The organism is Acidithiobacillus sp. (genome assembly GCF_023256195.1).
GTDB lineage: Bacteria > Pseudomonadota > Gammaproteobacteria > Acidithiobacillales > Acidithiobacillaceae > Acidithiobacillus_A.
Genome location: NZ_JAGDWX010000026.1, coordinates 1 through 14,520 on the forward strand (window position 1 = coordinate 1; position 14,520 = coordinate 14,520).

16 protein-coding genes, 1 tRNA gene and 1 other RNA gene are annotated in these 14,520 nt (G+C 65.1%); 1 reads left to right on the plus strand and 17 read right to left on the minus strand.

What is annotated here, in order from left to right; genetic code table 11:
• Positions 1-7 precede the first annotated feature (7 nt).
• From Q0C23_RS06670 to Q0C23_RS06695, 6 genes are all read right to left on the minus strand, one after another.
• Positions 8-84, minus strand: a tRNA-Met gene (locus Q0C23_RS06670).
• A 290-nt stretch (positions 85-374) separates the two neighbouring features.
• Positions 375-737: a transfer-messenger RNA gene (gene ssrA / locus Q0C23_RS06675) on the minus strand.
• Between the two features lie 118 nt (positions 738-855).
• On the minus strand, positions 856-1,635 hold the full coding sequence (locus tag Q0C23_RS06680) for an ABC transporter permease (RefSeq protein WP_291511592.1): 780 nt from the start codon (positions 1,633-1,635) through the stop codon (positions 856-858).
• Entirely contained in the window at positions 1,632-2,564 is a 933-nt protein-coding gene (locus tag Q0C23_RS06685; protein WP_291511593.1) for an ATP-binding cassette domain-containing protein, read from the minus strand. Before Q0C23_RS06685 ends, Q0C23_RS06680 begins: the two co-directional genes overlap by 4 nt.
• Positions 2,539-3,264: an alpha/beta fold hydrolase gene (locus tag Q0C23_RS06690; protein WP_291511594.1), complete on the minus strand. Its 726-nt coding sequence runs from the start codon at positions 3,262-3,264 to the stop codon at positions 2,539-2,541. Before Q0C23_RS06690 ends, Q0C23_RS06685 begins: the two co-directional genes overlap by 26 nt.
• Positions 3,264-3,581: a (2Fe-2S) ferredoxin domain-containing protein gene (locus tag Q0C23_RS06695; RefSeq protein WP_291511595.1), complete on the minus strand. Its 318-nt coding sequence runs from the start codon at positions 3,579-3,581 to the stop codon at positions 3,264-3,266. Before Q0C23_RS06695 ends, Q0C23_RS06690 begins: the two co-directional genes overlap by 1 nt.
• Positions 3,582-3,626: 45 nt before the next feature.
• On the opposite strand from Q0C23_RS06695, the gene coq7 reads away from it, so the two are divergent.
• Positions 3,627-4,277 carry a 2-polyprenyl-3-methyl-6-methoxy-1,4-benzoquinone monooxygenase gene (coq7, locus tag Q0C23_RS06700; RefSeq protein WP_291511596.1) on the plus strand — a complete coding sequence of 217 codons (651 nt, stop codon included), beginning with the start codon at positions 3,627-3,629 and terminating at the stop codon, positions 4,275-4,277.
• Positions 4,278-4,279: 2 nt separating this feature from the next.
• Here the strand turns inward: coq7 and Q0C23_RS06705 are convergent, their stop codons facing one another.
• From Q0C23_RS06705 to Q0C23_RS06755, 11 genes are all read right to left on the minus strand, one after another.
• On the minus strand, positions 4,280-4,768 hold the full coding sequence (locus tag Q0C23_RS06705) for an Rrf2 family transcriptional regulator (RefSeq protein WP_291511597.1): 489 nt from the start codon (positions 4,766-4,768) through the stop codon (positions 4,280-4,282).
• A 31-nt stretch (positions 4,769-4,799) separates the two neighbouring features.
• A complete protein-coding gene (locus tag Q0C23_RS06710) occupies positions 4,800-5,228 on the minus strand; it encodes an OsmC family protein (RefSeq protein WP_291511598.1) in 429 nt (142 codons plus the stop codon).
• Between the two features lie 46 nt (positions 5,229-5,274).
• Complete coding sequence (gene trpC / locus Q0C23_RS06715; protein ID WP_291511599.1) at positions 5,275-6,069, minus strand: indole-3-glycerol phosphate synthase TrpC; 795 nt, start codon at positions 6,067-6,069, stop codon at positions 5,275-5,277.
• A 3-nt stretch (positions 6,070-6,072) separates the two neighbouring features.
• On the minus strand, positions 6,073-7,092 hold the full coding sequence (gene trpD, locus Q0C23_RS06720) for an anthranilate phosphoribosyltransferase (protein WP_291511600.1): 1,020 nt from the start codon (positions 7,090-7,092) through the stop codon (positions 6,073-6,075).
• Positions 7,079-7,666 (minus strand): aminodeoxychorismate/anthranilate synthase component II, encoded by a 588-nt coding sequence (locus Q0C23_RS06725; protein WP_291511601.1) that lies wholly within the window; start codon positions 7,664-7,666, stop codon positions 7,079-7,081. The genes trpD and Q0C23_RS06725 overlap by 14 nt, the downstream gene beginning before the upstream one ends.
• A complete protein-coding gene (gene trpE / locus Q0C23_RS06730; protein WP_291511602.1) occupies positions 7,663-9,171 on the minus strand; it encodes an anthranilate synthase component I in 1,509 nt (502 codons plus the stop codon). The genes Q0C23_RS06725 and trpE overlap by 4 nt, the downstream gene beginning before the upstream one ends.
• 95 nt (positions 9,172-9,266) lie before the next feature.
• A complete protein-coding gene (locus Q0C23_RS06735) occupies positions 9,267-9,977 on the minus strand; it encodes a phosphoglycolate phosphatase (RefSeq protein ID WP_291511603.1) in 711 nt (236 codons plus the stop codon).
• Positions 9,978-10,646, minus strand: a complete 669-nt coding sequence (gene rpe, locus Q0C23_RS06740) for a ribulose-phosphate 3-epimerase (protein ID WP_291511604.1) — start codon at positions 10,644-10,646, stop codon at positions 9,978-9,980.
• A 63-nt stretch (positions 10,647-10,709) separates the two neighbouring features.
• A complete protein-coding gene (gene fba, locus Q0C23_RS06745; RefSeq protein ID WP_291511605.1) occupies positions 10,710-11,780 on the minus strand; it encodes a class II fructose-bisphosphate aldolase in 1,071 nt (356 codons plus the stop codon).
• A 100-nt stretch (positions 11,781-11,880) separates the two neighbouring features.
• Entirely contained in the window at positions 11,881-13,317 is a 1,437-nt protein-coding gene (gene pyk, locus Q0C23_RS06750; RefSeq protein ID WP_291511606.1) for a pyruvate kinase, read from the minus strand.
• Between the two features lie 3 nt (positions 13,318-13,320).
• The gene (locus Q0C23_RS06755; protein WP_291511607.1) at positions 13,321-14,517 is read right to left on the minus strand and encodes a phosphoglycerate kinase; all 1,197 of its coding nucleotides are present in this window, start codon (positions 14,515-14,517) and stop codon (positions 13,321-13,323) included.
• Between the last annotated feature and the right edge of the window lie 3 nt (positions 14,518-14,520).

Sequence of the window (14,520 nt, forward strand, 5' to 3'; positions counted from 1 at the left end):
CGATGATTGGTGGCGCTTCAGGGACTCGAACCCCGGACACGCGGATTATGATTCCGCTGCTCTAACCAGCTGAGCTAAAGCGCCATGAGGGATGCCATTTAAGCCGCAAGCGCCGATGCTGTCAATAGCCTGAGGGGCGACAGGACTCAGGCGGTGGGTCTTTGCTCCCGATGTGGGTGGCAGGTAGGCTCGCAATACTTGTGGACCTATGTGACTCGAAAAGCACAAAGCATCGCTACTCATACAGCGGCAATGGGATGCACCCAAATCGAGCGTCGGCGTTGGCGGCTGCTTCGTCACGGGGATTTCAGGCGAAAAAACGAACTTTTCCCGAGGCAAAAAGGGCCCGGAAAATTTCCGAGCCCTTGTGTGTGTGGTGGAGGCGGCGGGAATCGAACCCGCGTCCACAGGACCTAGACCACCGGATCTACATGCGTAGTCTGTCTTTTGTCTTTGACACCCCAGGGCTCCGACGGACAGGATCCCCAGGGTGCGAGCCCGCTTGTTTTAACGCTAGGTCAGCGGGCAGACCCAGCGCGATTCCGCGTTTGTCGACCCCCCGCAGGCCTTTCGGCCACCGCGTCCGCGGACGAACCCGGGCGGAGGGCTCACTGCTTAAGCAGCGAGGGCGTAATTGCTGTCGTTGGCAATTATAGCGTTGCGACCAGTTTTAAGAGCGAACCGCAGCTCTGCATGCACCGAAGGCTTCGCGACCTGTGTCGAAACCGATCGCCCCCTTTGAAACCCTGGACTCAAAACCATGAGACCCTCAGGTCTGATAAAAGTTTCGAGCTTCCGGACTCTGCATAGTACCCCCGCGGCACCGGAGGTGCAAAGCACGGTGCGGGGCTGCCATCACACCAAGAGCCGCCGGCGTAGCAGAACGATGGCCAAGGCATAGCCGACCACGGCATAGGCCGTCAGCACGGCCAGGTGCAGCGGTATCTGGGTCGGCCAGTGCCCCGTGAGCCAGGGGCGAAGCAGGGCGACGGCGTGGGTCAGGGGCAGGAATTGGGCGATGGTCTGGCCGACCGCGGGCAGGGTTTTGAGCGGATAGAACACCCCACAGAAAAGGAACATGGGGGTCACCACCAAGGTGAAGTAGTACATGAAGAAATCGTAGCTGCGGGACACGGCGGTGACGGCCAGAGCAATGGCGCCAAAAGCGAGCCCCGACAGGAGAATGACCAACAGGGCCCAAGGTACGCCCGCCCAGGTGATGGCCCCGAAGAAACTGGCCACCAGGATGATGGCCACGGCGCTGATGCTGCCCTTCAGAGCACACCAGAGCATCTCCCCTGCCAGGACATCGCTGACCTCCATGGGCGTTGCCAGGATGGCCGCGTAGGTCTTCTGTACGCTCATGCGGGTAAAAGCGGAGTATAGCCCTTCGAAGGTGGCGGTATTCATCACCGAGCTGGCCACGATGCCTGAGGCGATGAAGGTGATGTAGGGCATATCCTCTATCCGGCCGACGAAATGGCCCAGGCCATAGCCCAAGGCCAGCAGATAGAGCAGCGGGTCGCCAAAGTTACCCAGCAGGCTCGGCAGCCACAGCTTGCGCCATACCCGAAAGTTGCGGGCTACCAGAGCCCAGCAGGCCCAGCCGGGGAGGTAGCGGCGCCAGTAGCTCACCCGCGATCCCCCTCGCGCAGATCCCGGCCGGTAAGGCGCAGAAAGACGTCCTCCAGGTTGGCCGTGCGCAGCAAGAGACGCAGGTCGTCCCTTTGCGCGTAATGGCGTTGCACCGCACCCAGATCCTCACCGTAGAGCAACAGGGTATCGCCGACGCGTTCGCCCGCCGCTACCCGACCGCGATACCAGTCCTCTGGGTCCGGCCGTCCGCCATCGAGTCGACGTAGTTCGAGGACCATGGGCGGAATGTGGCGAGCGATGAGTTCCGCCGGTGGCGCCTCGTCCAGAATGCGGCCGTGGTCGATGATGCCGACCCGGTCGGCGAGGCGTTCTGCCTCATCCATATAGTGGGTGGTGAGCAGCAAGGTGACGCCCTGGCGCTTCAATTCGCGTAACTTCTGCCAGATGAGGTGGCGCGCCTGGGGGTCAAGACCGGTACTGGGCTCATCCAAAAGGATCAGGCGCGGCTCGTGGATGAGGGCGCGGGCGATGGTCAGCCGCCGCTTCATGCCACCCGACAGCGCGCCGATGGGTTTCTGGGCGTAGTCCGACAGTAGCATGAATTCGAGGAGTTCTGCCGTGCGCTGGCGGATGCTGGATCTTGGCAAGGAAAAATACCGGCCGTAGACCCAGAGGTTCTCGGCCACACTGAAGTCGGGGTCGAGATTGTCCTCTTGGGGCACCACGCCCAGGATATGCCGCCCGCCGTGGGGCAGGCTCTGCAGCGGCCGACCGGCGATGCGGATCTCGCCGCCGTCCAGTGGGGTGATGCCCTGGATGCCGCGGATGCAGGTGCTCTTGCCGGCACCATTGGGACCCACCAGAACGTAGCACTCGCCGGCGCGAATCCGAAGTCCGAAATTCTGCAGTACCGGCCGTCCGGAGTAGGCCTTGTACAGCCCCTCAGCCTCGAGAAAGTTCGAAGGCACAGTCGCGTCCGCTGCCGTCACCATCGGGATCGGTCTGGAAGCGCTCCAGAAGGGCCGCCTCGATGGTGGTCAGCCGAGCGTGGAAGAAATGGTCGGCGGGCAGGGAGATCCTCTCGGGCTCAACGGACAGGCCGTCCAGCCAGGACCAGACCGCGCCCGGCGGCACCAGCTCGTCCTCTTCCCCCTGGATGACCGTCCACCGACAGGTCGGTTCGGGCAGACCGGTAAAATCGAAGAGGTTGACGGGCGGCGCCACGGTGATGAGCTGCTGTATCCGCGGGTCCTGCGCCGCCCGGTAGGCGACGTAGGCGCCAAAGGAAAAACCCGCCAGCCAGATGGCAAAACCCGGCCGCCGCTGCGCGACCCAGTCGAGGACCGCCAGGCAGTCTTCCGTTTCGCCGCGTCCGTCGTCGTAGCGCCCGGCGCTCTCACCGACACCACGAAAGTTGAAACGTAGGGAGGGGATGCCCAGACGATTGCAGGACCGGCTCAGAAAATGCACCACCTTGTTGTTGAGGGTGCCGCCATAGAGTGGGTGCGGGTGCAGAATCACCGCCACCGCGCGACGGGTTTCCCGCTCGGGGCAGGCAGTCAGGCCCTCGAGGGGCCCCGCCGGCCCGGGTATGAACACCCGCTCGCCAACACATTCGAGCTGGAGCTCCTTACCGTCGTAGAGGTGGCTACGGTCGATGGGCAGCATCAGATACGCAGACGCTCTACGGGCTGACCATCGCGCAGGTGCGACTCGACGATCTCGATGAGGTCATCCTCGTCCACGTAGGTGTACCAGACGCCATCGGGGTAGACGACGGCGGTGGGACCCTCGCTGCAACGGCCAAGACAGCCACTACGGTTGACCCGGACCTGGCCGACACCATGGATACCCAGGGCCTTGGCGTGCCGCTTGGCGGCGTGGAAGGCACGGTCGGCGATACCGCTGTTGTTGCAGGCCTGTTCGCCGGACTCGCGGCGGTTGAGGCAGATGAAGAGATGGCGCTGGTAAAACGCTTCGGACACGGTCTTGACCCCTCTGGACGCTGCACCCATGATAACCCAATCTCCATGTCTCAGGCAGAGGTCCTCGCCATGCTCGCCGATCGGATCATCAGCAACGTCGACAACGCCCTGCGCACCCTGGCCGGACAGAGCCCCGGCAGTGGCCGCGCCAATCCTGCCAAGGACACGCGGGACGCCCTCCTGCGGCCCTGGCAGCGGCGGCGCGCGGGTCGCCTCATGCGCGTCAACCACACCGGCGAGGTCATGGCGCAGGCCCTCTACACCGGACAAGCGGCCGGTACCGGAGATCCGCAGCTACGCAGCGCGCTGCTGCAGGCGCGACGCGAGGAAGAGGATCACCTGCGTTGGTGCGAGGATCGTCTGCGCGAACTGCGCAGTCGCCCCAGCCTGCTCGGTCCGCTCTGGTACGGTGTTGGCTGGGGCATGGGCTTTGCGGCGGCGCGGCGCGGTCGCGGCAGCAACCTCGGTCTCGTGGTGGCCGTGGAACACCTGGTGGAGAAGCACCTGGATGAGCACCTGGCCGTTCTACCACCGGAGGACGAGCGCAGCCGCCATATCCTGGAGCAGATGCGCCAGGACGAGATCGCTCACGCGCACCAGGCCGAAACCCTGGGTGCGCAGGCCCTGCCTGTGTGGAGCGAATCGGCCCTGAAGGCGCTATCGAAGATCATGACCCGCGGCGCGCTGTGGGTCTGAACTCAGCCCGGATGGACATCCCGACCGGGCAAGGCGCGTAACTGGAGCTCGTTGCCGCCCGGCAGATGGATGCGGTAGCGACCGGCGCGCACGGCCTCGGCCATGCTGCCGATGGTCTGTTTGCCCAGGAGATCCACCACCTGGGCCTTGAGCGGCTTCCAGGCGTAGTGTACGGGGCAGGCGGTCTCGTCGGCACAGGCCTTGAGACCGAGCACACAGCCCTGACCGAAGGGCGCACCCTCCACCATCTCCACCACTTCCAGAATGTTCATCTGCTCGGCGCCGGGCCGCAGGACGAAACCGCCGCCACGGCCTTTGTAGGAGTCCAATACCCCGCGCTTGGCCAGAACCTGCAGGATTTTCGCGAGATACTGGCCGGGCACGCGCAGGTAGTCGGAAATATCGCGACTCAGGACCGGTTCACCCGAAGGCTGGGCGGCGAGATAGATGAGTGCCTGCAGAGCGTATTCGCTGGTTTTGCTCAGGAGCATGGGAGTCCTCCCGGAAAGCCGAGATCTGGCCCTAGCACTCCAGGCTCCGAATCTCGAAATCGTGCGTCATTTTCGCCGTTTTTCCCAGCATGATGCTGGCCGAGCAGTATTTCTCGGCGGACAGGCCGATGGCGTGCTCGACCCGGCGCGGATCGAGGTCGCGACCCGTCACGACGTAGTGCAGATGAATGGCCGTGAAGACCTTGGGGTCGCTGTCGGCACGCTCCGCCCGCAGCTGTACCACGCAGTCACGGATATCCTGTCGGGATTTCTGCAGGATCATGACGACGTCGATGCTGGAGCAGCCCCCCAGGCCCATGAGCAGCAGTTCCATGGGCCGCGGCCCAAGATTCTGGCCGCCGATGTCGGCAGCACCATCCATTACCAAGGCATGACCGCTGTCGGCATGGGCCAGGAAACTCATATGACCCGGACCAGACCATCGTACCTCTGCCTTCATGTCCTTGCTCCCTGAAATCCTCTATCCAAACCCTACCATATCACGGTCATCTTTCGGCAAACAGTTCGGCCAGGGCCTTTCCGGGGGCCTCCTCACGCATCAGCGCCTCCCCCACCAGGAAGGCGTGGATGCCGTAGCCGCGCAGAGTCGCCACGTCCTCCGGCGTGCGGATGCCGCTTTCGCTGATCACCAGGCGGTCCGGTGGAATCGCGGGTAGGAGATCGATACTGCGTTGGATGGAGGTAGTGAAACTGCGCAGGTCACGGTTGTTGACGCCCAGCAAGGGGCTGCGCAGGGCCAGAGCGCGCTGTAGCTCCTGGGCGTCGTGCACCTCCACCAGTACCGCCATGCCCAGATCCAGGGCCAGAGCCTCCAGTTCGCGCAGGGTCGCATCGGTGAGGGCGGCGACGATGAGCAGGATGGCATCGGCGCCGATGGCGCGCGCCTCCCAGACCTGGTAGGGGTCGATACAGAAATCCTTACGCAGCGCCGGTAGATCCGCGGCCGAACGCGCTGCCGTGAGGTAGCTGTCGTTACCCTGGAAAAAGCGCTCGTCGGTCAGCACCGAAAGGCAAGCGGCGCCGTGGGCGGCATAGTCGCGGGCGATCTCCACGGGATTGAAATCCGCTCGGATGACGCCGGCCGAGGGTGAGGCCTTCTTGATCTCGGCAATGACCGCCGCCTGTCCGGTCTCCAGACGCCGGCGCAGCGCCCCGACGAAATCCCGCGGCGGCGCGGCCAGTGCCGCGGCCGACTGCAGCTCGGCGAGGCCCAGACGCTGGCGTCGCGCTGCCACTTCCGTCGCCTTGTGTTGGAGAATCTCACGGAGGGTGTCCACCACGGCTCAACTCCTTGCAGTAAAGGAACGCAGACGTTCCCAGCGCTCCCGGGCAGCGCCGGAGACCAGAGCGGCGCGCGCCTGCGCCACGGCCGTAGGGAGATCATCGACCACATCGGCGGCGTAGAGTGCCGCGCCGGCATTGATGGCGACCACATCCTGACGCGCCCCCGGTTTGCCGGACAATACTTCGTGGAAGGCCTCCAGCGCCTCGCGGGTGTCCTGGATCTGGAGCAGTGTGAGCGGCGCCGGCTCGACGCCGAAGTCCGTAGGCTGCAGACGGTAGCGCCGGATGCTGCCATCTTCCCGCACCTCGGCCACCTCCGTGGGTCCGCTGATACTGATCTCGTCCAGGCCATCGTGCCCGTGCACCACGAGCACGTGGCGACCGCCCAGCTCCTTGGCGGCCTCGGCCACCGGCATCAACCAGCCTTCGGCAAAGACGCCCAAAACCTGATGGGGAGCGCCGGCGGGATTGCTCAGGGGTCCCATGAGATTGAAGAGGGAGCGAACACCCAGCTCGCGCCGCGGTCCTACGGCATGGCGCATGGCGCCGTGGTGACTGGGCGCAAAAAGGAAGCCGATGCCCACCGCATCGATGCAGGCGGCCACCTGTGCGGGGCTGAGATCCAGCCGCAGACCGGCTGCCTCCAGCACGTCGGCGCTGCCACTGCGACCGGATACGGCACGGTTGCCGTGCTTGGCCACCCGCGCCCCGGCAGCGGCGGCCACGATGGCGGCCAGGGTTGAGATATTGAAGGTATGGCGAGCGTCGCCACCGGTACCACAGGTGTCGACGAGATGTTCCGTGCCCACCTCCACCCGCAGCATGTGCGCACGCAGGGCGCGGGTGGCGCCGACCAGTTCCTCTACCCGTTCCCCTTTCATGCGCAGCGCCACCAGCAGGGCGCCGATCTGTGCCGGAGTCCAGTCACCGGACATCAGCGCGTCAAAGACACGCTGCGTCTCGGCACGGGACAGATCCTGGCGGGCGATGAGCCGTTCCAGCACCTCACGCGCCTGCATGGACGGCCTCGCGGATCTTGCAGAAGTGGTGCAGCAGTTCCTTACCGTGCTCGCTCAGGATGGACTCTGGATGAAACTGCACCCCCTCCACGGCAAAGCGCCGGTGGCGCAGGCCCATGATGAGGCCATCCTCGGTCCAGGCAGTAATCTCGAGCTCCTCCGGCAGGTCCTCCCGGGCGACGATCAGGGAGTGGTAACGCGTGGCCGTGAAGGGTGTGGGCAGACCGGCAAAGATGCCCTGCTCCGCGTGATGGATGGGCGATGTCTTGCCATGCACCACCTCCGGCGCGCGCACGACCCGTCCACCAAAGGCTTCGCCGATGGCCTGATGACCCAGGCAGACGCCGAGAATGGGCAGGCGTCCGGCAAAATGGCGAATCACCTCGAGGGAGATGCCGGCCTGTGCCGGTGTGCACGGTCCGGGGGAGATGCAGATACGCTCGGGCTGCATGGCCTCGATGTCGGCAAGGCTCAAGGCGTCGTTGCGCACCACCTCGAGGTCGGCACCCAGCTCGCCAAAGTACTGCACCAGGTTGTAGGTGAAGCTGTCGTAGTTGTCGATCATGAGGATCATCGCTGCACCCCCACTTCGGGATCGAGACCGTTCTCGGCAAGCTCCACGGCGCGGAACATGGCGCGGCGTTTGTTCATGGTCTCCTCCCACTCGCTCGCGGGCTGGGAATCGGCGACGATGCCGCCGCCGGCCTGGATGTGCAGCTCACCGTCCTGTACCACCCCGGTGCGGATGGCGATACAGGTATCGAGATTGCCATTGAAGCCCCAGTAGCCCACGGCGCCGGCGTAGACACCTCGGGATACCGGCTCCAGCTCGCGGATGATCTCCATGGCGCGGATCTTGGGTGCGCCAGAGACGGTGCCCGCTGGAAAGGCCGCGCGCAGGGCATCCATGGCATCGAGACCCGGACGCAGGCGGCCCGATACTTCCGAGACGATGTGCATCACGTGGGAGTAGCGCTCGATGCCGAAGGATTCGTCCAGATGCACCGTGCCCACCTCGGCAATCCGCCCGACATCGTTGCGGGCGAGGTCGATGAGCATGAGGTGCTCGGCGCGCTCCTTGGCATCGGCCAGCAGCTCACGCTCCAGGGCGAGATCGCGGTCCAGATCCGCACCGCGCGGGCGGGTGCCGGCGATGGGGCGCACCGTCACCCGACCGTCCTCCACCCGAACCAGGATCTCCGGCGAGGAGCCCACCAACTGCGTCTTGCCAAGATCCAGATAGAAGAGGTAGGGCGAGGGGTTGACGCCGCGCAGGGCACGGTAGAGATCCAGGGGATGAGCCTGCAGCGGGATGCTGAGGCGCTGCGAGGGCACCACCTGCATCACATCCCCCGCGGCAATGTAGTCACGGATCCGCTCGACGGCGGCCATGTACGCCTCGCGGCTGAAACTGGCGCGATAGTCCTCCTCGCGCACCCGTCCCTTGCGCGGCGGCGATGCCGGTGGTGCCGGCGCCCGTTCCCGAAGGGTCGCCGCCAGCTCCTCGACCCGAGCGCGGGCGCGCTCGTAACCATCCGGATGCCCCGGGTCGCCGTGGACAATGATGCGCAGGGTGCCGCGCAGGTTGTCGAAGACCAGCAGCTCTTCCGCCACCAGCAGCTGTATTTCCGGAAGATTCAGGGGATCAGGCAGGCGCGACGCGCGCCGCAGACGCGCTTCCATGAAGCGTACCGTATCGTAGCCGAAGTAGCCCACCAACCCGCCGGCGAAACGGCCAGCCACCTCCTCGCTTTGGGGTACGCGAAAGCGACCCTGATAGGCGCGGATCCAGTCCAGCGGGTCCTCGGGACGGTGGCTTTCGCTCAGCACCCCATCGACAAAGACCTGGACTTCGCCATCCCGCACTTCCAGGCGTTCGCGAGCGGGCAGACCGATGATGGAGTAACGGCCCCACTGCTCACCTCCCTGCACGGATTCGAAGAGGTAGGCGTAGGGCCCGTGGACGACCTTGAGGTAGGCCGACAGGGGCGTGTCGAGGTCTGCCAGGACCTCGCGGGCCAGGGGAATACGGTTGTAGCCTTGTTTGGCCAAGGCACGGAAATGGGCTTCAGAAATCACGGTGCATGCCTCACGATGGGAGATAGGGGAATACTGCCGGTCAGTGGCAGCGCCATCGTCCCATCGCGAAGTACCCTGTGGTTCCCAGGTGCACGTCAGACCTTCCCGAAATCCCGCGCCTGCGGTGCGTGCTCGAGAATATCCAACAACTCGAGGAGGTTGTCCAGCAGGGCGTCGGGCCGCAAGGCGGCCACCGGCTCATCGCCGTTGTAGCCGTAGGTCACACACGCTACGGGCATACCCGCAGCACGCGCCGCCTCGGTATCGTTGCGGGAATCCCCCACCAGCAGTGCCGCCGCGGGCGAAACATCGAAGTAGGCTGCGGCGTGGGTCAGTGGCAGCGGATCGGGCTTCTTGCGCGGCAGGCTGTCGCCCGAGAGCACGAGATCGAAGTGCGGGCGCAGACCCAGGGTGTCCAGCAGCGGCTCGGTAAAGGCGCCCGCCTTGTTGGTGATACACACGACATGCCGCCCCTGGTCCTTGAGCGCCCTCAGGGTCTCGGCAGCGCCCGGGTAGACGCGGCTGTGGTCGGTGAGGTGGGCCGCGTAGTAGGCGCCAAAATCCACCATGGCATCGTCCAGTTCAGCCTCCGTGGGCACCCGGGTGAGGCTCAGGGCGCGCCGCACCAACTCACGCACCCCGTTACCGATGAAACCGCGAATCACCGGCATCGCCGCCGGCTCCCGGCCGAGCTTGCGCAGCACGTGATTGGCAGCGGCGGCAAGATCGGGGGCGGTATCTACCAGGGTACCATCCAGATCCAGAAGTACGACGCGGGCAGGAAAAGCCCTGGATGCCGTCGCCATTCAGGCACTCTGCCCCAGCGCCGCACGGAAGGCGGCGATGGTGGCCCGGTAGTCCGGGGTGTTGTAGATGGCGCTGCCCGCCACGAAGACATCGGCGCCGGCATCGGCCACGCGGCGGACGTTGTCGACCTTCACACCACCGTCCACCTCCAGTTCGATGGCCTTGCCCGTGGCGTCGATGCGCTTTCGGATGGCCTCGATCTTGCGCAGACTATAGTCGATGAAGCTCTGCCCCCCGAAGCCCGGGTTCACACTCATGACCAACACCAGATCGATGCTCTCCAGGACATAGTCCAGCACCGACAGGGGAGTTGCTGGATTGAGGGAGACACCGGCCTTGCAGCCGAGACTCTTGATGAGCTGGATGCTGCGATCCAGGTGGATGGTCGCCTCTGGGTGCACCGTAATGATGTTGGCACCGGCCTTGGCGAACTCGGGAATGATGGCGTCCACAGGCGAGATCATCAGGTGGACATCCAAAGGCTTCTGGGTGTGGGGGCGGATGGCCTGTACCACTACCGGACCGATGGTCAGGTTGGGCACGAAATGATTGTCCATGACATCGACGTGGATGTAGTCCGCGCCGGCCTCGTCCACGGCCCGAACCTCCTCACCGAGACGGGCAAAATCCGCCGAGAGGATGGACGGGGAAATCTTGAAATGGGACATGCTCGCTCTCCCTGGAGACGAGGGGAGGGCACGGCCCTCCCGCGATGGAGACGGTACGCTCGCTCAGACGCCGGTGACGCGCGGGTCCAGCTCGCCCTTGCTGTAGCGCTTGACCATGGTATCCAGGGGGATTGCCTTGATCTTGCTCGCATGGCCGGCGGTGCCGAAAGCCTCGTAGCGCTGCTTGCAGATGTCGCGCATGGCGTCCAGAGAGGCCTGCAGGAACTTGCGCGGGTCAAAGTTCTTGGGATTGGTATACAGACTCTTGCGCACCGCACCCGTTGCTGCCAGACGCAGGTCGGTGTCGATGTTGACCTTGCGCACGCCGTGTTTGATGCCTTCCTGAATCTCCTCCACCGGCACACCGTAGGTCTCACCGATGTCCCCGCCAAACTCGTGGATGGTCTTCAGCCAGTCCTGAGGCACGGAGCTGGAGCCGTGCATGACCAGGTGGGTGTCGGGGATGCGGGCGTGGATCTCCTTGACCCGATCGATGCGCAGGACCTTGCCCGTGGGGGGCTGGGTAAACTTGTAGGCACCGTGGCTGGTGCCGATGGCGATGGCCAGGGCGTCCACCTTGGTCGCCTTGACGAACTGCGCTGCCTCTTCTGGATCCGTGAGCAGCTGGTCGTGGCTCAGGCAGCCCTCGGCACCGACGCCATCCTCCTCACCGGCCATACCCGTTTCCAGCGACCCCAGGCAGCCCAGCTCACCCTCGACGGTGACACCCACGGCGTGCGCCATCTCTACGACCTTGGCCGTGACGGTGACGTTGTAGTCATAGCTGGCAGGCGTCTTGGCGTCTTCCATCAGGGAGCCGTCCATCATCACGCTGGAGAAACCGGAGCGGATGGCCTGGATGCAGACGGCGGGACTGGCGCCGTGATCCTGGTGCAGAACCACGGGGATGTCGGGATATTCTTCGATGGCGGCCAGGATCAGGTGGCGCAGGAAGGGCTCGCCAGCGTACTTGCGCGCTCCCGCCGATGCCTGCAGGATCACTGGCGCGTCCGCCGCTGCCGCCGCCTCCATGATGGCCCGGACCTGCTCCAGATTGTTGACGTTGAAAGCTGGAATGCCATAGCCATGCTCGGCGGCATGATCCAGGAGTTGACGCATGGAAACGAGTGCCATAGTGCTTACCTCGATGCTGTGGTGGATTGGGAAATGAGTCTCATCTGTATGCTACCCAAGGGGCTTGACGGCCCGCAAGCCGTCCGCCCAGACGCCTCGGTCACGCACGCTGAGGCCCGCCAATGCGGACGATCTTCAGGGTGTTCGTGCCACCGGGCGCGCCGATGGGCTCACCGATGGTGATGAGAATGAGATCGCCCTCGCGCACTACCCCGCGTCGCCGCAGCTCATCCTCGGCCGCCCGCATCACTTGCGCAGGATCGTCGTGACGGCTCTGCGGAAAATTCACGGGGTGCACGCCGCGATAGAGGGTGACGCGCCGGCGCGTGTAGACCTGTGGCGTCAGGGCATAGATGGGTACACGCGGCTGGGCACGGGACAACCACAGAGCGGTGGATCCGCTCTCGGTGAAGGCGGCGATAGCGGCGATGGACGCCCTCTGGGTAGCCAGAATCGCCGCCGCCGCGATGGTCTCGTCCACCCGCTGCAGGGCCTGATCGGCTACCGGAAAAGCGGTCCCGCAGGGCATCTGCCGTTCCACCTCGAGACAGGTCCGCGCCATGGCGGCAACGGCCTCCACCGGGTAGGCGCCGCTGGCCGTCTCCGCCGACAGCATGACGGCATCCGTACCATCGAGAACGGCGTTGGCGACATCCGACACCTCCGCCCGGGTGGGGATGGGCTGGTGGATCATGGACTCCATCATCTGCGTCGCCGTGATGGTCACCCGCCCATACTTCTGGGCCAAGGCAATGATGCGCTTCTGTACCGGCGGTACCGCCGCATCCCCAATCTCCACCCCAAGGTCACCGCGAGCCACCATGACCACCTCGGAAACCGCCAGGATCTCCTCGATGGCCGCCACCGCTTCGGCGCGCTCGATCTTGGCCACCAACGCCCCGTGACCACCAGCCTCGCGGAAGAGGCGGCGCGCCTCATCCATGTCCGCCGCGCCGCGAGGAAAGGAAACCGCCAGGTAGTCGGCCTCCAGCTGCGCTGCCGTAAGGATATCGGCGCGGTCCTTGTCCGTCAGGGCCGGCGCCGTGAGCCCGCCACCGGCACGATTGATGCCTTTGCTGTTGGACAGTTCGCCGCCCTGCACCACCCGCGTATGGATCTCCGTCCCTTGGACCTTGTCGACCCAGAGCACGATCATGCCATCGTTGAGCAGCAGGGTGGCGCCGCGCTCGACATCGCTCACCAGTTGGGGATAGGTGATGCCGACCCTGCTCTGGTCCCCCAGGTTACAGGCGCTGTCCAGTATGAAGGAATCGCCTTCGCGCAGCTGGATCTTGCCCTCGGCAAACTTGCCGATGCGGATTTTGGGGCCCTGTAGGTCGGCAAGGACCCCCACCGCCCGCCCGTGGGCCCGGGCCCGCTCCCGCACCAGCTCAGCGCGGCGGACGTGATCCTCCGCCGTGCCGTGGGAAAAGTTGAGACGAACGACATCCACGCCCGCCTCGATCAGACGGTCGATGACCTCGACCTCCGAGCTGGCAGGGCCGAGAGTGGCAACGATCTTGGTTCGACGGATCAAGCATCAGCCTCGCGCGCGCTGTTCGAGCATGGCCACCGCCGGCAGGGTCTTGCCCTCGAGGAACTCGAGGAAAGCGCCTCCACCCGTACTGATGTAGGAGACCTTGTCTTGGATGTGGAACTTGTGGATGGCAGCGATGGTGTCGCCGCCACCGGCGATGGAGAAGGCGCTGCTCTCCGCAACGGCCTGGGCGATGGCCCGGGTACCCCCGGCAAAGGCGTCGAACTCGAACACGCCCACCGGCCCGTTCCAGACGATGGTTCCGGCTTTGCGCAGAATTTCACCCAGGGCCGCAGCACTGTCGGGGCCGATGTCAAGGATCATTTCGTCCTCACCAACGGCATCCACGGGGCAGGTCCGCGCCGCAGCAGTGGCCGAGAACTCCTTGGCCACCACGACGTCCGTCGGCAGGGGCACATCCCCGCCCTTGGCCTTGGCCGCTGCCATGATGGCCTTGGCCTCGTCCACGAGATCCGACTCGCAGAGGGATTTGCCGATGGGGTGGCCGGCGGCCAGCAGGAAGGTGTTGGCGATGCCACCGCCTACCACCAGTTGATCGACCTTTTCCGCCAGGGATTTCAGGATGGTCAGCTTGGTGGAGACCTTGGAGCCGGCGACGATGGCCACCAGCGGCCGCTTGGGATTCTGCAGCGCCTTGCCAAGGGCCTCCAGCTCGTTCACGAGGAGCGGGCCGGCGCAGGCCACGGGGGCGTAGAGACCCACCCCGTGGGTACTGGCCTGGGCGCGGTGCGCCGTGCCGAAGGCGTCCATGACAAAGATGTCGCACAGGGCCGCCATCTGCTTGGCCAGGGTTTCGTCGTCCTTGCCTTCGCCCGCATTGAAGCGGACGTTCTCCAGTACCACGATCTGGCCATCGCCCAGGGTCTTGAGGGCGGCGCCGCCGGCGCCCAGCCAGTCACGCACCAGGGCGACCTCGCGACCCAAAAGCTTGCCAAGGTGCGCGGCGACGGGGGCGAGGCTCGCCTTCTCGTCGTACACGCCTTCTTTCGGCCGCCCCAGGTGCGACATCACCATGACCTTGGCGCCCGCCGCCAGAGCGGCCCGCAGCGTCGGCAGGGCTGCCCGGATGCGGGTATCGTCGGCGATCTGCCCCGTCTCGTCCATGGGCACATTGAGATCTTCCCGAATCAGGACCCGTTTACCCTTGAGGTCCAGATCCGTCATGCGCAGCACGTTCATGAG

What these genes read in the sequence shown, in the direction of transcription:
- Q0C23_RS06735 (WP_291511603.1), bottom strand. Translation starts at nt 9,977, where the DNA reads ATGGCGACGGCATCCAGGGCTTTTCCTGCCCGCGTCGTACTTCTGGAT.
- trpD (WP_291511600.1), bottom strand. Translation starts at nt 7,092, where the DNA reads ATGCAGGCGCGTGAGGTGCTGGAACGGCTCATCGCCCGCCAGGATCTG.
- rpe (WP_291511604.1), bottom strand. Translation starts at nt 10,646, where the DNA reads ATGTCCCATTTCAAGATTTCCCCGTCCATCCTCTCGGCGGATTTTGCC.
- Q0C23_RS06710 (WP_291511598.1), bottom strand. Translation starts at nt 5,228, where the DNA reads ATGAAGGCAGAGGTACGATGGTCTGGTCCGGGTCATATGAGTTTCCTG.
- Q0C23_RS06705 (WP_291511597.1), bottom strand. Translation starts at nt 4,768, where the DNA reads ATGCTCCTGAGCAAAACCAGCGAATACGCTCTGCAGGCACTCATCTAT.
- coq7 (WP_291511596.1), top strand. Translation starts at nt 3,627, where the DNA reads ATGTCTCAGGCAGAGGTCCTCGCCATGCTCGCCGATCGGATCATCAGC.
- Q0C23_RS06725 (WP_291511601.1), bottom strand. Translation starts at nt 7,666, where the DNA reads ATGATCCTCATGATCGACAACTACGACAGCTTCACCTACAACCTGGTG.
- fba (WP_291511605.1), bottom strand. Translation starts at nt 11,780, where the DNA reads ATGGCACTCGTTTCCATGCGTCAACTCCTGGATCATGCCGCCGAGCAT.
- Q0C23_RS06755 (WP_291511607.1), bottom strand. Translation starts at nt 14,517, where the DNA reads ATGAACGTGCTGCGCATGACGGATCTGGACCTCAAGGGTAAACGGGTC.
- Q0C23_RS06690 (WP_291511594.1), bottom strand. Translation starts at nt 3,264, where the DNA reads ATGCTGCCCATCGACCGTAGCCACCTCTACGACGGTAAGGAGCTCCAG.